We start from the raw sequence: 16,296 nt of genomic DNA, 5'->3' as shown, positions 1-16,296 counted from the left end.
GCTAGAGAAAGCGATAAGACACATCTAGTTAAGGAGAAAAAATGAAAAAGACACTTTTGGTTGCAAGTTCACTTGTTTTGCTGACGCTGCCTGTCGTGACGGTATCCGCAGACAGCTTTGATCAGAAGATCCAGCAGCAAAATGAAAAAATCAGTGACATAAAAAATGAATCTACCTCATTAGAATCACTGAAACGATCCACAGAGGCAGAGATTCAATCGATTGAAGGAGAAATCCAAGCAATCCTACAAAAGAAAACGACGACGGAAGAAGAAGTCAATGCCTTGGCACAAGAGATCCAAGTCCTTGAAGAAAAAATCATCAAGCGCACAGAGGTACTGGCGAATCAAGCGCGTGACATTCAAACGTCGGAACCTTCCAATCGGTTGTTCCAAAAAATCGTTGATGCTGAATCCATCGGAGAAGCCATTCAACGGGCGATTGCTTCAGTAACGATCATGAATGCCAGCAATAGCATCGTCGAACAACAGCAAGAAGATATCGCAATGAGCCAGAAATTGGAAAAAGAGTTGCAGGAACAATTGGTTGCGATCGAAGAGCAGTCAAGCGCATTGCAAGGAAAACAAGCGGAATTAGCTGATGTCAAATTGAATCAAGAAGTTGAACTAGCGGACCTTGCCTTGGCATTGAACACCGAAGAAGAGAAAAAAGACCGATTGGAAGCGGATCAAGCAGAAGCAAAACGGCAACGAGAAGCAGCGTTGAAGCAACTGGCTGAGCAAGAAGCACAAGAAGCAAAAGCGCGCAAAGAAGCAGAAGAAGCAGCAAAACGCCAGCAAGCAGCAGAAGCCGAGTCAGCTAAAACTGCTGAAAATCCTGCCGTTCAACAAGCAGCAGTGGCAGCAGCACAGCCGAAGACGGAAGCAGCAGTGGCGCCAGAAACATCGGTGGCTCCAGAAAAAACTGCAGCTACTCCTGCACCTGTGCAGCAAGCAACTGAGCCAAAAGAACAAGCAAGCACAGGTGGATGGCAAATGCCAGTCGATTCGGTTCATATTTCGAGTCGTTTTGGGTATCGAACAGATCCAACAGGGGCATCAGGAAATCAACATAATGGCATCGACTTTACCGGGGGGACAGGAACACCGATCTATGCGATTCAAGCAGGCGAAGTTGTCGAAGCGGGCTATGGTCCGTCAACTGGTAACTATGTGATCATCAAACATGCCAATGGCATTTACAGCTACTACATGCACTTTAGTACACTGCCAGCTGTCTCGGTCGGACAAAGCGTCTCAGCTAGACAATATGTAGGCGGTATGGGAACGACTGGAAATTCAACTGGCGTCCATCTACATTTAGGGATGTCAACAAGCTTATGGTCAGGATTCTTTGATCCGGCACCAGAATTGGGCTTATAATAGTCAGAAAATCCGCAGAAGCGAACAGGCTTCTGCGGATTTTTTGGTTGCTATTCTTTTACGAAGTCTCAATTGGCTCAGCGCCAAAAGCGGGTCATCTCCGCTTTGTCTTTCAGGTTGAAAGCGATCATGTCTTCAATCAATGCTTGATCGATCGGCTCAGTCCACTTGATGCGAAAAATGTTATCCGTATGGCTGTAGCCAGCTTTTTCAATGGCATCGGTAAACTGTTCAAGACACTTGGTTTCTGGAGAGACAGAAAAGTGCGGTTTTGAAACGCTGAAACCGATAATAAAGGTTTCATGGGCGGTGAACATCGGCTGATTCCATTTAATGACTGGAACGAGGTCAGGAAATTTCTTGGTAATAGCGGCAAATAAGGCACGGAGTTTTTCTTGTTTTACTGGATCTTCAATGCTGGTTAAGTAAGTTTCTAATACATCCATTGGGAGATCTCCTTTCGTTTTAAGGAACGAGTACAGGCAATGTCGATTAATAAAAATAACGCATGTTTGAAATCAACTATTTTGTTACTTGGAGTGTACTGTAAAGTTAGTAAGTTGACAAACCTGTTGCCTTGCATGGGGGATAAAGCCTTCAGAAACAAACATTTTTTGCAAAAAGTAACGCTAAAAACAACTTTTTTTCTGCTCGAACAAAAGCCAAACATCAGGAACATTCCAGTATTATCCTGCACGGTTCCTTGAGATCAGCTTAACTTTTCAGAAATAACAAATGAAAAAGCAGATTATTTTCAGAGGAAACTTTCAAAAAGAAATCGGTTGCATTCAACAAGAATTCTGCTAGAATATAACTTGTTCGAACAAGTTGTTGAGCGAAAGCAAAAAGAAAGGAGGAGGACTTGTGACCAAAAGGAAACCGGTAACCCAAGCAGCCAAGAAAGAATATGCAAACAAAAGTATGCGGTTTAATCGTTTTTTACTTTTTCGTTATATGACTGCGATCTTTTTCTTTGTCAATCTTTATTGGACCCTATTGAGTCTGTCTCAATGGACATGGGCTGGTTTGATTCCCATTGCCTTATTGATCGTTGATGGACTTATACTTATTGAACAAACTCAAAAATATTGGCAGCAATCGAATCGTTTACTGGTGACAAAAATCGGATATTGGCTCCAATTCGGTGTCAATCTGATTGCAATTCTATTTATTTTGATCGGACAGCAAGCAACATTGATTCCTTTTATGAATCAATCGGGTAGAGGCATCTTACTTGCCTTGTTTACTGTCGGCATGATCGCGTGCCTGTTCATCCAGCGTAAAGCGTGGTTGATCGAGCATGACCGCGACAAATATTTCACGTATTTGACTACATTTGAAACTCAAGGAGGAACAGTCAATGGATTCAGAAAATAACAAAATGTTTGCCTTCTTGGACCGCTACTTAATGGGTCCAATGGGGAAAATCTCACAATTACGGATCGTTCGTGGGGTCATGGCAGCCGGGATGGCGTCGATTCCTTTCACTATTGTAGGATCTATGTTCTTGATCATCAGCGTTTTACCCCAAAGTTTTCCTGTATTAGAGGGCATTTGGAGCACATCATTTGATAAAGTAGTTAATCTATATATGCTGGGTAATACTGCAACAATGGGGATTTTAGCACTATATTTTTGTATTGTCTTTGGATATGAGTATACTAAGATTCAAGCACAAGAAGAAAAACTTGTTTTAAGTCCAGTCAATGGGGCATTGCTTTCAATGATGGCGTTCTTTATGTGCTTACCGCAACTAGTGTTTGAAGGCGGAGTAGCCACGCTAGTAGAAGTGATTTCTGACGATCAAAAAATCATTAATGGTTGGGAAATCGGAGGAGGCGTTACTCGTTTAGGAACAACTGGGATCTTTACAGCGATCATCATGGCGATCATTGCGGTAAAAATCTACGCGTTTTGTGTGAAGCGCAATATTGTCATCAAAATGCCTGATACAGTGCCTACAGGTGTTTCTTCCTCATTTACTGCTTTGATTCCTACAGCGCTAATCGCACTTACTGTAATCGTCATCAATGGTGTATTAGTCGCAATGGGCACAGATATTTTCAAAGTCATTGCGATTCCTTTTAGTTTCGTGACGCAATTGACCAGTACTTGGGTCGGACTACTTGTTATCTACTTCTTCATGCATGCGCTCTGGATCGTGGGTATTCATGGGGCAACGATCGTGACCTCATTCTTGACGCCAATCGTATTGTCGAATATGGTGGAAAACCAAAATGGTGCCAACATTGCCTTTGCGGGTGAGTTTAACAATAGTTTCGTAACGATCGGTGGTTCAGGAGCGACGTTAGGAATGGTGATTTTCATCGCCTTCTTTGCAAAATCAGCGCAGTTAAGTGCTTTAGGAAAAGCAGCGATCGTGCCATCCTTCTTCAATATCAATGAACCGATTTTGTTCGGGATGCCAGTGGTATACAACCCGTACACAGCGATCCCATTCTTCTTAGCACCGATGGTTTCAATGTCCGTTGCTTATTTTGGCATCAACTTAGGCTTTGTTAACCCACCGATTGCCCAAGTAGCGTGGCCGACCCCAATTGGCTTATCCGGCTTTATTGGTTCAGGTGGTGACTGGCGTGCCTTTGTCTTAGCAATCATCTGTGCAGTCGTTGCTTTCTTGATTTGGTTCCCATTCATCAAAATGTATGATGGCAAATTATACAAGGACGAACAAGCAAACGCAACGAAGGCATAATCAATCCGTTTTTTTGATAAGCCGGCTATGAAAAATAGCTGGCTTTTTTTACGCCAAAGATCATAATAGTAGTAGAGAATCCGAAGGAAAGGAGTAGGCAGATGACGAAACTCAGTATTGAAGACTTAGCAGCAGAATTGATCAGAAAGATCGAAGCCGGTGATATTGGAAATGAGCAGGGGAAGATGCCTAGTGAACGAGAGCTTTTGGCAATTTATCCAGTTTCTCGTTATACGTTACGCCAAGCCCTCAATAAGTTGAGCAAGATGGGCTGGATCTACCAGATGCAAGGCCGCGGCTCTTATATTCGTTTTCATAACAACCAAAAACCGACCATTGAACAAGGTGATCTTGGCTTCAATGAAGACTTGACACGGGGCGAGAAAAACATTCGAACGGTCAAAGCCTCAAAGCGACTGGTCAAAGTATCAGAGGCGTTGTTTCTCCCAAGTCAAAAACAATTTGCGAAAGATCAGCACTTTATCGAAGTCCAACGGTTTCGCACGCTAGATGACAAACCGTATTTGATTGAGCGTTCCTATTATATACCTGAAATCGTAGGGGAGATCTCCGAAACAATGATGGAGGGGTCAATGTTCCAAGCTTTGGCAGAAGAAAAACAACTGACAGTTGCCTTCATCGACAAGTTCATCCAAAGCAAACCGCTATCACAGGAACAAGCTGCGTTTTTTCATCTAGAAGAAGGCATGCCCGCACTGATCGTACGAGACGACAGCTATCTGAGAAATGGGGAGCTATTAGCCTTTTCGATGATCCATTATGATTATCGGATGGCGACATTATACATGCATAAAAAGTTATTCGTTTAAAGCAAACTGATTTTCAAGAAACGGTTCTTTCTTTTTTTGAAGGCAAGAGAAAAGCAGCCCATCAGGGAGAAAAAAGACTTACAGTTGCTGAGCAGCGGACTGGAACCGGCTTTCAAACTGAGAGAAAAAGGATCGCTTCCAATGGATGAAAGATGACTGAGCAGTAAAACTATATAATAGGTAAAGAATCGATCAGCGACCTTGGCTTATAAGGTCGCTGTTTTTTTTTGAGGGGATTGATCGGCGGTTAGGAAGGCGTGATTGTTGATTTAAGATAAAGATCGTTTAAAGAAGACTATTCGTTTCCTTAATACGAGGATATTTTGCTCATTTTTTAACAATATCATGTGGATAACCGACTTGCTCTGACAAATATTTCATCAAGTAAAGAAATATCTGATTTTTCAATCTGTTTTTGCTTTGATACTATCAAATAGACAACAGATGTTTTGCGAACGGAAGCCGTCTTTTCGTTTAATGGCTATTTTATTGAGAAACAGGCCGATTCACTGACTTGATTTCTATCCTCCAAAATAAATGGAGGTCGTGGAAATCATGGGGTGTGGTGGTTTTGCTTTCTTTTTTTGAACGAATGATGGCAAGAAGGAAACGGACATCACTGCTCAAAAGGTCACAGCAGAAACGTCAGCTCGTTTGAAAGAACGACCGCGGATAGAACAGCAAAAGTGCAACTTTTCACGAAAGCAGACGAACAAGCAGACCAATTTGTAGACACACTAAATTGTTAACGAATCAAATCATCGATGAGTGAGGAATCAGGAGGGGTAACATGGCATTATTTCGCAAAAAGAAAGATGAAGAAACTTACGAAGGCGTTCATGTCTACGACGAGGAATATGATGAAGAAGAGTACGACGAAGACGAGTACGATGATGAAGAATATGATGACGATGAGTATGACGATGAAGAATATGAGGACGACGAGTACGAGGACGATGAGTACGAGGATGAAGAATACGAGGAAGACGAGTATGACGATGATGCCCAAGAAGAGCTGCTGGCATTAGAAAATACCGTTTCACAACTGACCAAGACCGTCGAACATTTGACCAAGCAATTGGAAAACAAACAAGAATCCATCAATCGGATGGCTTCGCAAGCGACGCAACAAGAAAGTATCATTTATGAAAATAAGCAGCTGCAAATGCGTTACAACGAGTTACAGCAGCAGTTAAAAGAAGCAGAACGTCAACAAGAAGCCCTCAAAACCAATTATGAGCAGGAAATTGAGCAGTTGACGAGTCAAGAAGACGAATTGATCGAAGTGGAAGAAGAGCTCGAACAATTGCGTCAAAGAGAAGATGAATTACTAAAAGAATTAGAAGAGAAAAGCAAACAAGTCCAAGCTTTTGAAGAAAAAGCGATTCATTTAGAAGAAAAAGCGGCGATAATCGAAAACTACAAATTAAAAGAAGTCGAAAGCATGCGGCGGATCACTTCGCTTGAAAATGAGAATCAACAGTTGAACATGCGCTTGCAAGAAGCCGAAGCGAAATATCGGGATCTCGAACGTTCAAGAGTCGAACAATTGGCAGATAAGAATGTCTTACAGCGTGACTTGGAACGTGAGCTGGCAAAGGTCGAACAAATGAAGGACGAGCTGGCGACGATTTTGATCGAAGCAAAAGAAAAAGCACGGGAAACCGCTGCTGAAGCAGAACTGGAAGCCGACAGAAGACGTCAGATGGCGGAAAATGAAGCCCACAAGATCATTTCAGAAGCATCGATGGAAGTGATGAAAATCCGTCAAGAGATCAAGCAATACCAAGAACGACTTACGACGTTTCATCATGAATCGAAAGGGTTGTTTGAGCAGTTGATCCAGCATAGCAAAGTGTTGAATCTTCCAGACTAAAAAGAAGGTTATGAGTCGGAATAGACGAAAAGGTCTGCTAAATAATTTCCGAGAGCGACACGACAAAGGAGGGAAACCCACTAGGACCATATGTGCTGTATAAGAAATCACAAGCAACAACTACGACTTGATTTCTTATGAGCATGTTGGTCATTGGGACGAATGTGACGAATGATATTTTAAAAATTGCCATCTATCCAACCTTGAGTCCAAATCTTGAGGAATTATTTTACAAACAAGAGGCACTTCCATCAGTAATCACTGCCTGCGACAACCTCTATCAAAAAAAGTGGCCGCTCAAATCGTCGATTCGCAAACAAGTGACGCATTACTTTGAGCAATTTTATTCCATCGAAGCCTTCACCCATCATATCGAGATGGAGATCTTACGGAAAAAAATCGATTACTCAAAATTACGCATTCCCTTGGAACAGCAATTTCCTCAGTTTGTGTGGACGCAAATCGGCATCAATCATGTGTCCGATGAGAAAAGCAATTTGTTTTTGGAGTTTGTACCAATCGCATACACAGAAGAAGAGTTTCCCTTTACGATGCAGTTGCATGCTAGCTTGCAGCAGCAAGCCCCCGCTGGTGTAAGTGATGCGAACGACTTTAAAGAGCAACTGGTAAAAATCGTACAAAGCGTGATCGACGAACAAAATGTCACGTTTGTGAGTCGCCCGAAAGCGCAAGTCCATGAAGAAAAACGTCAGGGCAAAACCAATGCAGTGAAAAAAGAACTGGAAGACACGCTCGAGTTCCAAAAGGTCAGTGCGGATGAGCCACCAAAGTTCAAAAAGAAAGTTCGAAAAAAAAGCAGCAAAAAAAAACAGTCAAAAAAAGCCAAGCAATTGTCCAAAGTCAACGCCAATGAATTAGCGTTGGAGGAAGAGGCGAAACGAGAACGAGCAAGCAAAGAGCGCTTGCGCTTGGCCAATCAAAAGCTTGAGATCTACATCGAAAACTTAGAAGCCTCTTTGATCAAAAATAGTATCCACTATTTAAACAGTTTGACCGATGAAGAAGACGAGAACTGGCATACGCAATTGAAAATCAGCTTACGAGAATATACCTATCTTTTTCAAAAAGCCAAATACCTCGAACAGGTTTGGCGCATCAATGACAATCTCGTACAAAAGATCGAAAAAATGACCTTGAACGAAAAAGAATTGACCTATGAGAGAGGGCAAGTGCAGCAAGTGGTCGACAACAACCTATCTGCTAAAGATATCAGTTTGGTTTTTTATGAATGCAGCGTGATTGAGTCACGAGTCAAATTGTATGAGCGACCATGGTTTAGAAAACCTTACGCACGCATTATGAAGATGGACTATGACAATCTTTTACGAAAAGCCGCTTACTTTGATCTTCTCCAAAGCGAAAGCTATCTATTAGAAAAAAAAGCATTGATCGAAGGCAATACAGACGTTAGGAGCAGTCTATGAGAACCCAAAAGCAAAAACAACGATTCTTATTCTTATACCGCATCTACTTTATTGCTTCTTTGATCCCATTAGCGGTATTTTTGCAGCTGACCGCCTATTTTTATCTCTCTGCCTTTCGAGAATATGTCACTATCAGTCACTTGTTTTTACTCGCTCTTTTGCTAGGTTTTACGATGTATTTGCGGAACAATGCCTTTCATTATCAATTGCTGCTTGTGCAGCTTGAGAAAAATGAAAGCAAAGACCATGAACGACCAAAAAAAGGCACCAGCAAGAACAGCCCCAAGGAGGAGGATCAAGAAGATGAAAAAGCCCAGAAGAAACGTAAAAAGTCTGTTAGCGATCGGAGCATTTATCGGAATCATCAATAATCAAACGATTTCTGAAGCCATGGTTCGATCGATCTTAGGTGTAGAACCATCTACTTATATGGAAACCATCGATGCACAACGAGAAAGTCGTGGGCAATCGATAACGGATGCCCTCCGACCGGTCTCTTACGAAGGAGCTGACAGGATAACGGAGCAACTTGATACTCCTCCAGAACAAACAAAAGAAACCCTTCCAGAAGAAGCGGAGCAGGGCGAAAAAGGAACGGAAGTCCAAGTCGTAAATGATGTGGAACGACCGGCAGACGAGGGACAGACAGACGAGGAAGAAATGGAGAGCGGCACGGATGAAACAGAAAATCAAGAGGCCGAAGACGTTCCGTCGACGCCAGATCCTTCAGAAGGCGATCAACAGCCGAATCAGCCTGCTGGACCTGAAACGAATGAGCAAGAAACCAACGATACCAACAGCAGCAACAATAGCGGAAACAACCAATCAAATGGGAATCAAACCAATCAGGACAAAGAAAAAGAGCCCGATCCAATCACTGAAGAACCCGAATCGCCGATCGATGAAGAAGAGCGGGAAAGCAACTTTCAATTTTCGGTTTCTCGTAATCTAACGACACAACAATTCATCAATGAGATTGGTTCTGACGCGCAGGATGTTGCCTATAACAATGATCTTTATGCTTCAGTGATGATCGCACAAGCCATCTTGGAGACTGGCTCAGGAAATAGTGCCTTATCCAGTCCGCCAAACCACAATCTCTTTGGCATCAAGGGCAGCTTTCGTGGGCAAAAAGTGACCTTCAATACGCAAGAAGATGATGGAAGTGGTGCGTGGTATACGATCTCTTCCAATTTCCGTAAATACCCAAGTTACCGTGAATCCATCGAAGATTACGCTCGCTTACTAAGAGGAGGCATCACAGGCAACCCGCGCTTTTATGCCCCCGTTTGGAAAGAAAATGCCCCAACTTATCGGGAAGCAACTGCGTGGTTGACAGGGCGCTATGCTACGGACATCCATTATGACCAAAAGCTGAATGCGTTGATTGAGGCCTATGATCTAACCATTTATGATAATGAGCCGACCGAAGAGATTTTGGAAGAGATTGAACGCACACGTGCACAAGCAATCGAAGCAGCCCGCAAGGAAGAAGCGGAGACGACCCGTTCGTTGTTTGAAGACTTGCAAAGAAGCGCGGCAAATCGTCGAGGCTCAGGGAATTTGCCAGCGTCCATTCGGACCGTCAAGGATCGCTTGCAGGAAAATGCCAATGCCAATACTTATGCAAACCAATTAAGAGGGATGGAACGAGCGGGCAGCGAGGTAGATGCCAATGAGTAATCAGTCGCAAGCACCTAGAAGAAAAAAACGTCCGCCACAGCCTGCCAAACGTGAAAAAAAACGAGACCAATCAGAGGATACACCGAGAAATCCCCGAATCGAAAAGTTTCAGGCGCAAGGAAAGCAAGCCAGCCCTTCTAGTGGCAAGAAACGACCAAAAAAGCCGACCCAAAAAGAACCGACAGGACAGGCGCCTGTGAAAAAGAAACGAAAAAAAGCGGCTAGTACAGCGAATCGCCCCAAATTACCGATCGAAAAGCAGCATCCTAGCAAGCAAAAAGAAAGAGCAGCTGTCAGTACGACCAGTGAAGCACCACGCAAAAAGAAAAAGCGTCCACCGCAGCAAGCACGTCCAAGTCAGCACAACGAGCAGGGGAAAATCAAAAAATCAAGTCATCCTAATGCCAAATCAAAAGGGACCCACAAGCACGGCAAAAAACCAGCGGAAGTTTCCCAGAAACGACGTCCCCCGCAAAAAGGCAAAGCCGCGACGAAGAAACCAATAGCCAAAAAGAAATCTGGCAATCTCGTACTGAAAATCATCTATCTGATTTTCTTGGTTTGTAGCATGACTGTCCTATTTACGTTTATCGGCTTATATGTGACTGATCAAAACGAAATGACAGTTTTTAATCATCGGGTGGTGCGTTTATCAGATAATGGGATGGCGAATCTTGACAGCTCCGCATTACGCACACAAGATTTGATCATTTTAAGAGAACAAGCCTTCACTCAAGTACAGCCAAACGGGCTCGCGGTCTTTACAAATGGCTCAGGAACCGGCTATATTGCTCGCCGAGTACTATCGATCGAGGCTGACGAAGAGCAGGGCTATCATTTATCCGTCATTGGTGATGGACAGGCATTTGGGGAAGAAGCCATCGAAGCAGACCGTTTCGTTGGAGAAGTCTCAATGAGTATCAACCATGTAGCAGATGTGTTTCGTTTTATTGATCAAAACTTGATATTATCCATCATCTTCTGTGTATCATTGATCGCCTTATTCATTCTATTAGGCATTTATCTCTTTACTTGAGAGCCGTCATTACTTGAGAAAAGAGGAAACAAGGGTGCAAAAAAAAATTGTGTTAAGAAATAGTATCGCGGGTCTGCTTTTCTTTCTTTTGTTGCTTAGCATCTTGATTTGGCAGAATAATCAGTCTATTCATATTCGTCGATTAGCGGATGAAAATGAAGTGTTCGAAAAAATCGAGATTTTGGAAGAATGGCAGGAACGAATGACCCTTACAGGGACGACGATCCAACGATCCGTTCGGGTAATGAACGCTAGTGAAGTGCCAGTCTTTGTCCGAGCAAGTTTTGAAGAAGTGCTGCGCTATATCGCGCCAGACAGTGAGGAAGCAGCTTTTGAGCAGGCGGCAGATGCGAGTGATGCGCCAGACTTATTACCAGTACTGTCTCGCTTTGATGAAAACGAAATTTTAGCAAGGGGGTATCAGAACGTGACCCAGCAGATCCCAGAACTCATTGGAAATGCTCTTGATGGTCAAGTGATGGTTTGGATCAGCGATGAGACGATCGAAGAGTTGGCACCCACGCCTCCCTTGGATGCCTTCGATAGTGAAGAGATGCAGGAGTTATTGGGGGAACTAGACGCTGAAGAACAGGAAAATCCTGAGAACTTCTACGATCGCACCGAAGGCAATGAAGAAATGGAGGAGCCACCGTCATCAGACTTGATCGATGGTCCACCAGATCTCTGGCAAGAACCGGTCCTTGTCGAAGCTCACTTCAGCTATTCCTTTCGACGAAACCAACAACCGGTCATGCAGAAAATGAGTGGGGAACTGCTGCTACTCAATCCTGCTGATCCGGTTGCTGAGTGGACCTTTGAAGCAGCCAACTTGACCTATAGTTATTATCTTGAAGGGTATCGTTATTTTGTTCGAAACTGGGCGGAGTCGCAGCTAGCCAGCCCCTTTTCCACCAGTGAGGAACCTACGGGATTCACGTATCTCGGAGAACAGGGAACGATTGACCAGTCGTCATTTGATTACACGACGACAGAATCTGGGTTAGGCAGTGCCTTTCACTTGCCAGAGATGATCAGTGCGTTTCCCGATGCTGCTGGCTTGTATCCGACCCAATCGGTGAAAACGCTAAGCAGCTTTGTCTCTGAAAGTCCCGCCCAGATCGACTCAGAAGCCATCATGATCGAATTCGGTTCTTTGAGCGATTACCGTCAGATCGATCGAAATACTTGGATCTATAATCCCGATGATGGCTGGTTTTATTATAGTTTCCCTTTGGACCGATCCTATCAAAGTGAAGACGGTTATGGCGTCACCCGTTCACTGATCGAACAAGTGATGATCGATACAAGTGTCGCAGACGATAGCCATCTTGCCTACGAGCTTTTACCGAAAGTCGAAGTCATTCAGGCTTCTGATCGACAATCATTAAAGGAGGTCTTTCAGTTAGACAATGATCGGCCAGAGAGTGCCACTGCGATCATCTATCGGCATTTGCACTCACTTCAATAAGTTGCTAGAAAATAAGTCAAGGAGAGATTCACGTGAAAATGGTCATTGAAGAAATTGAATACCGATATTTTCTTCAATACGGGAAGTATTTGGATTATTTCTACCAACAATACATGCAAGCGAATGTCGAAGATCCTGATGTTGAAAAAGGGATCGCCGAGATTCAGCGACTGGTTGAAGAAGAAAGGTATCATCATATCAGGGAACGAATCCGCATTACACGCAAAGCCAAAAAAAGTATCCCATTAGCTGACTACCCTGATTTCAATAAACTGATTCACTGGGGATTCACCCTTAGCAAATTATCTTTTCTTGACCCAGATACAAGTATCAACCACCTAGAAGAAAAGGATTCTCTTTGATCGGGACTAGGCAAAAAGCAGGTGATAAAACTGAAAAACGGCAGACATGCACATAGTGTACTTGATGAATCGGGGTTCAGCCTGGTTGAGATCCTTGGAGCGATCGTCATTCTCGGGATCGCAATGGTCATGATCGCCATGCTGATCATCCAAAACAACCTGATCCTTAGTTACAATACTCGAATGGAAGAGGCCATCGCAGCACGAGATGATGTCAAGGAATGGCTAATATACCGGGCACAGACTCAAGACTTGGCGGATTTGAATATCGGGATCTTTACGGCTAGACCTTCTTGGATGATGGTCGATCCAGATGATCCCTCAGAAGTTCGCCGACACCATTTGGTCCTCGATAATTCAGGGATTCAATACAATGCGCAAGGGCAACCGATGTATGAAGAAATCCCGATTGCTGTAGATGATCTCAATCGGGGCCGATTTATTCGCAAGGTGGTATACGATCATTCTGGCGCTCATTTGCCGCAGCCCTTGGTAAATTCGGAAGAAAATCGCCTCTATATGGGAACGTACTTGTCGGAGAATGAAGAAACCACCAACTATTTGGTCAAGGTCTCCATTCGCGAAGACCCCAGACATGGACTGCGAGAAGACAGTTACGACCGTCGTCAGCTCGGGCTCGGACTTATTATTCAGGTCTTCGATAAACAAACGGGCGCATTTTTGACAGAAACGTATCTGCATTGGGTAGTAGACTATTGAAAGGGCTGGCTGTTCTTGCGGAAGTTGCAAAGGAGGGGCGCAGATGAAGCATCGATTACAGGATGAGCAAGGAATCACGCTTGTCGAATTGTTAGGGGCGATGGTCATATTCGGCATCATCATTGCACTCTTTTCTGGGACACTCTTTTTGATCGTCCAAGCCTCTGTTCGTCAAGGTCGAATTGCTTCCTTTCAAGGGATAGCGAATGAAATCTTGGCGCAAGCAGACCGAATCGCCAAAATTGATGGTATCTATGAACATGCGGGGTATTTAGGAAAATATGATAGTCTTCTTTTCCACGAGGAACATATTGTCAAAACAATGCCCGAAGGAACCTTAGGGGCAACGATTACGGAAGAGGGCAGTCCGCGAATGGTTGTGACGGATATCACAGATACCAACAATATTCGTGCCAGAGTCTATGATACGAAAGATCCTACGATTAAGTTAAAGATCATTCAACAAAAAAATGAGAATGAAGCGACGTTGACCCATCACTATACGCCAAATTATCGCGATACGTTCAGTATCCAGACCAAGTTTTTCGTTTTATTTTACACGGAAACGATCAACTTTGCGGATTATTATGATGATTTGACTGGCTGGTGGCAGATGGAGGATCTGGTCACTGATTACCACAAGCAGATTATCTATAAACGAGAATTTACGATCAATTATCGGGACAATGAGAAAGCAAGAGGGGGGGTACCGGGGAATGGACGATGGTAGACAAAATGAAGCGGGTTTTGCGCTGATTTATGCCCTCGCGGCGATCATTCTTTCCTCTTTGATGATTGGCTTGGTTTTCCTAGTTGCTCGAAATGTCAATTCACAAATTCGAACGGTAGATAGCTTCCGTCGCGTGGAAGATGTACACGAATATTCCTTTCAACTCGCTTCTCAGGACCTAAAACTGAGAATAGATGATTTCATCACTCGAACCATGCAGAATGGCGGCTTCTATTCTAATAATAATGAATGGCAAGACCATCTAGATAACGAATTGAGATTTGTGCTGGACGAAGTCGATGTGAATGAGACCATCGATGATAAATTTTCTTTTACCTCCTCTGTCGTTGACTATGAATATAATGAGATCGCCCCTTATGTAATGACCAAATCTGGTGGGGAGCAAGGATGGATCCAATCCGCTTCGATGCTGCCAGATAAAACCAATCTTCAAATCATTATTCAAATTCAATCGCAAGTCACGGATCAGACGCAATTGGCTGAAGGGCAACCGCGAGTACATACAGCTTCTGCCGAATATATCTATGAAATGCAGCTTGAAGAAGAAGACCTCGAACAAAGACAAACACAGCTGGATATTTGGCGAAACATTTTTTATCCCTATTACTTACCCTCTACAGCAGGGCAAGCTGTATCCGCCGATACTTGGGTTCGAAAATTGTTTGAAGTCGCCGATTTTCAACGTGTACGTCCATCGTTTGATTATCTCGCTTTTGAATCGGATGACTTCTTGCAATTCGGGTTTGCCAACAATGTCCTGCAAGATTTTCAAGACGGCAGATTTTTAGATTTTCGAACAAAGCCGATTCTTAATTGGCTGCATTTCGATGGTTCCTTTTTCTTTAATCATGGGGTCCAGATGGAAGGACAGGGAAGCGGGCAATTTTCGGCAAAAAGTCTGCTTGCGATCCAGAATGATGGCGGACAGCCTAGTAACGGGTTGAACGTGATCAAAGACATCTTCTTGCAAGCCGGTTTAGGAATGTATATCGATTTGGGCAGTCGAGCTGGCAGTCGCTTGGTCCTATCACAAGCATATACGGATATCCTTGCTGGAAACGTATGGATCAACAACACCAATAGTTCGGCTTCGAGAGTTGAGCAAGAAGGGGTTCTCTTTGCTGAAGGCCATCTGAATGTTTCCGTAAATTCACCGGATGCGGGCACTGGGTTAGGCGAATTAAATACCAATTATTTTAATTTTTATCATCGAGAAGCTACGAAACAGAACCCTGCGGCAGATGGTAGTTTGACGTTTATGAAGCCGTCGATGGTTCTGACGAGCAGCAATTTTTATGCGGGACCAGTCACGGAAGGCTCGATCGTGCATAGTACCGAAGATACGGAACGAAGGATTACTGTTTATGGTGATTTTATGCTGACGAATACGATGATGCCTAGTGGTGGAACGATCGATGATTTCTCGTATTTTCAGAATCAAAATCAATTCACAGTGCCCCATGACCCGTCAAGAATCACATTGGATGGCAGCAATACCATAATGGAGGTTCACGGGCTTTCATTTATCGATGCGCCGAAAACTGCTCGTAGATTGGCATTAGCAGAAGCCGGCAGTTCCGCGGTTTTTGATTCTTATTATGAAGATCCAGCGTATTGGAATCAAATCACCTTAAAAAATGGTGCCCAGCTGATCTTGGGTCATACAGGCGTGGAACCCTTTCATTTAGCTGTGGATAGAGAGTCGACCTTTGTCATGGAAATACTGCCAGATTTGGCATTATTTGACCCGACTTTTTTAGCAACAGGGGCTCATAACCGTCGTCTTGAAGGAACGGTCGTTCTCGTACCTTACTATATGGATGACCAGGTGGAACTAGAAAATCAACTGCAACAATTAGGCGTCAATTATCGCGTCCGCGACTTTGAAAGTCAGGCGCAATCGGGGGAGGTAACGATCCTCAGAAGTTTTTTGGATCGAAACATGTGGTCTGATGATGAAGCATATTTAACCGTTACACGAATGTTTGACTATATCAACAAACTCGATTATTGAAAGGAGGGCGCCA

The 16,296-nt window shown here is 43.7% G+C and carries 15 protein-coding genes; 14 read left to right on the top strand and 1 reads right to left on the bottom strand.

Features of this window, described 5'->3' with window-relative positions; genetic code table 11:
* Positions 1-41 precede the first annotated feature (41 nt).
* Entirely contained in the window at positions 42-1,382 is a 1,341-nt protein-coding gene (locus tag IGI86_RS10605; protein ID WP_086332518.1) for a peptidoglycan DD-metalloendopeptidase family protein, read from the top strand.
* 77 nt (positions 1,383-1,459) lie between these two features.
* Here the strand turns inward: IGI86_RS10605 and IGI86_RS10600 are convergent, their stop codons facing one another.
* The gene (locus tag IGI86_RS10600) at positions 1,460-1,828 is read right to left on the bottom strand and encodes an iron chaperone (protein WP_086373108.1); all 369 of its coding nucleotides are present in this window, start codon (positions 1,826-1,828) and stop codon (positions 1,460-1,462) included.
* A gap of 418 nt (positions 1,829-2,246) precedes the next feature.
* Between IGI86_RS10600 and IGI86_RS10595 the strand changes: the two genes are divergently transcribed.
* The 13 genes from IGI86_RS10595 to IGI86_RS10535 all read left to right on the top strand — a co-directional run bounded on the left by IGI86_RS10595 (position 2,247) and on the right by IGI86_RS10535 (position 16,283).
* Positions 2,247-2,759, top strand: coding sequence for a hypothetical protein (locus tag IGI86_RS10595; protein ID WP_034878497.1), 513 nt, complete (start codon positions 2,247-2,249; stop codon positions 2,757-2,759).
* Positions 2,743-4,098 carry a PTS cellobiose transporter subunit IIC gene (celB, locus tag IGI86_RS10590; RefSeq protein WP_016613472.1) on the top strand — a complete coding sequence of 452 codons (1,356 nt, stop codon included), beginning with the start codon at positions 2,743-2,745 and terminating at the stop codon, positions 4,096-4,098. The genes IGI86_RS10595 and celB overlap by 17 nt, the downstream gene beginning before the upstream one ends.
* Positions 4,099-4,199: 101 nt before the next feature.
* On the top strand, positions 4,200-4,928 hold the full coding sequence (locus IGI86_RS10585) for a GntR family transcriptional regulator (RefSeq protein ID WP_008378710.1): 729 nt from the start codon (positions 4,200-4,202) through the stop codon (positions 4,926-4,928).
* A 790-nt stretch (positions 4,929-5,718) separates the two neighbouring features.
* Positions 5,719-6,804: a DivIVA domain-containing protein gene (locus tag IGI86_RS10580; RefSeq protein ID WP_430617261.1), complete on the top strand. Its 1,086-nt coding sequence runs from the start codon at positions 5,719-5,721 to the stop codon at positions 6,802-6,804.
* Between the two features lie 137 nt (positions 6,805-6,941).
* Complete coding sequence (locus tag IGI86_RS10575; protein ID WP_422705855.1) at positions 6,942-8,249, top strand: hypothetical protein; 1,308 nt, start codon at positions 6,942-6,944, stop codon at positions 8,247-8,249.
* Positions 8,246-8,620, top strand: coding sequence for a hypothetical protein (locus IGI86_RS10570; protein ID WP_005235091.1), 375 nt, complete (start codon positions 8,246-8,248; stop codon positions 8,618-8,620). The genes IGI86_RS10575 and IGI86_RS10570 overlap by 4 nt, the downstream gene beginning before the upstream one ends.
* Positions 8,553-9,932 (top strand): glucosaminidase domain-containing protein, encoded by a 1,380-nt coding sequence (locus IGI86_RS10565; RefSeq protein WP_034872257.1) that lies wholly within the window; start codon positions 8,553-8,555, stop codon positions 9,930-9,932. Before IGI86_RS10570 ends, IGI86_RS10565 begins: the two co-directional genes overlap by 68 nt.
* Complete coding sequence (locus IGI86_RS10560; protein WP_430617260.1) at positions 9,925-10,968, top strand: hypothetical protein; 1,044 nt, start codon at positions 9,925-9,927, stop codon at positions 10,966-10,968. Before IGI86_RS10565 ends, IGI86_RS10560 begins: the two co-directional genes overlap by 8 nt.
* 13 nt (positions 10,969-10,981) lie before the next feature.
* Positions 10,982-12,436 carry a hypothetical protein gene (locus tag IGI86_RS10555; protein WP_430617259.1) on the top strand — a complete coding sequence of 485 codons (1,455 nt, stop codon included), beginning with the start codon at positions 10,982-10,984 and terminating at the stop codon, positions 12,434-12,436.
* A gap of 38 nt (positions 12,437-12,474) precedes the next feature.
* The gene (locus tag IGI86_RS10550; protein ID WP_430617949.1) at positions 12,475-12,798 is read left to right on the top strand and encodes a hypothetical protein; all 324 of its coding nucleotides are present in this window, start codon (positions 12,475-12,477) and stop codon (positions 12,796-12,798) included.
* A 21-nt stretch (positions 12,799-12,819) separates the two neighbouring features.
* Positions 12,820-13,518, top strand: a complete 699-nt coding sequence (locus tag IGI86_RS10545; protein WP_244732034.1) for a type IV pilus modification PilV family protein — start codon at positions 12,820-12,822, stop codon at positions 13,516-13,518.
* 43 nt (positions 13,519-13,561) lie between these two features.
* Positions 13,562-14,248, top strand: a complete 687-nt coding sequence (locus tag IGI86_RS10540; RefSeq protein WP_430617258.1) for a type II secretion system protein — start codon at positions 13,562-13,564, stop codon at positions 14,246-14,248.
* Complete coding sequence (locus tag IGI86_RS10535; RefSeq protein WP_430617256.1) at positions 14,235-16,283, top strand: type II secretion system protein; 2,049 nt, start codon at positions 14,235-14,237, stop codon at positions 16,281-16,283. Before IGI86_RS10540 ends, IGI86_RS10535 begins: the two co-directional genes overlap by 14 nt.
* The last annotated feature ends 13 nt before the right edge of the window (positions 16,284-16,296 follow it).

Source organism: Enterococcus sp. AZ188 (genome assembly GCF_050544075.1).
Lineage (GTDB): Bacteria > Bacillota > Bacilli > Lactobacillales > Enterococcaceae > Enterococcus_D > Enterococcus_D entomosocium.
The sequence above is the reverse complement of the archived record's forward strand: the minus strand, read 5'-3'. Positions and strand labels throughout refer to the sequence as shown.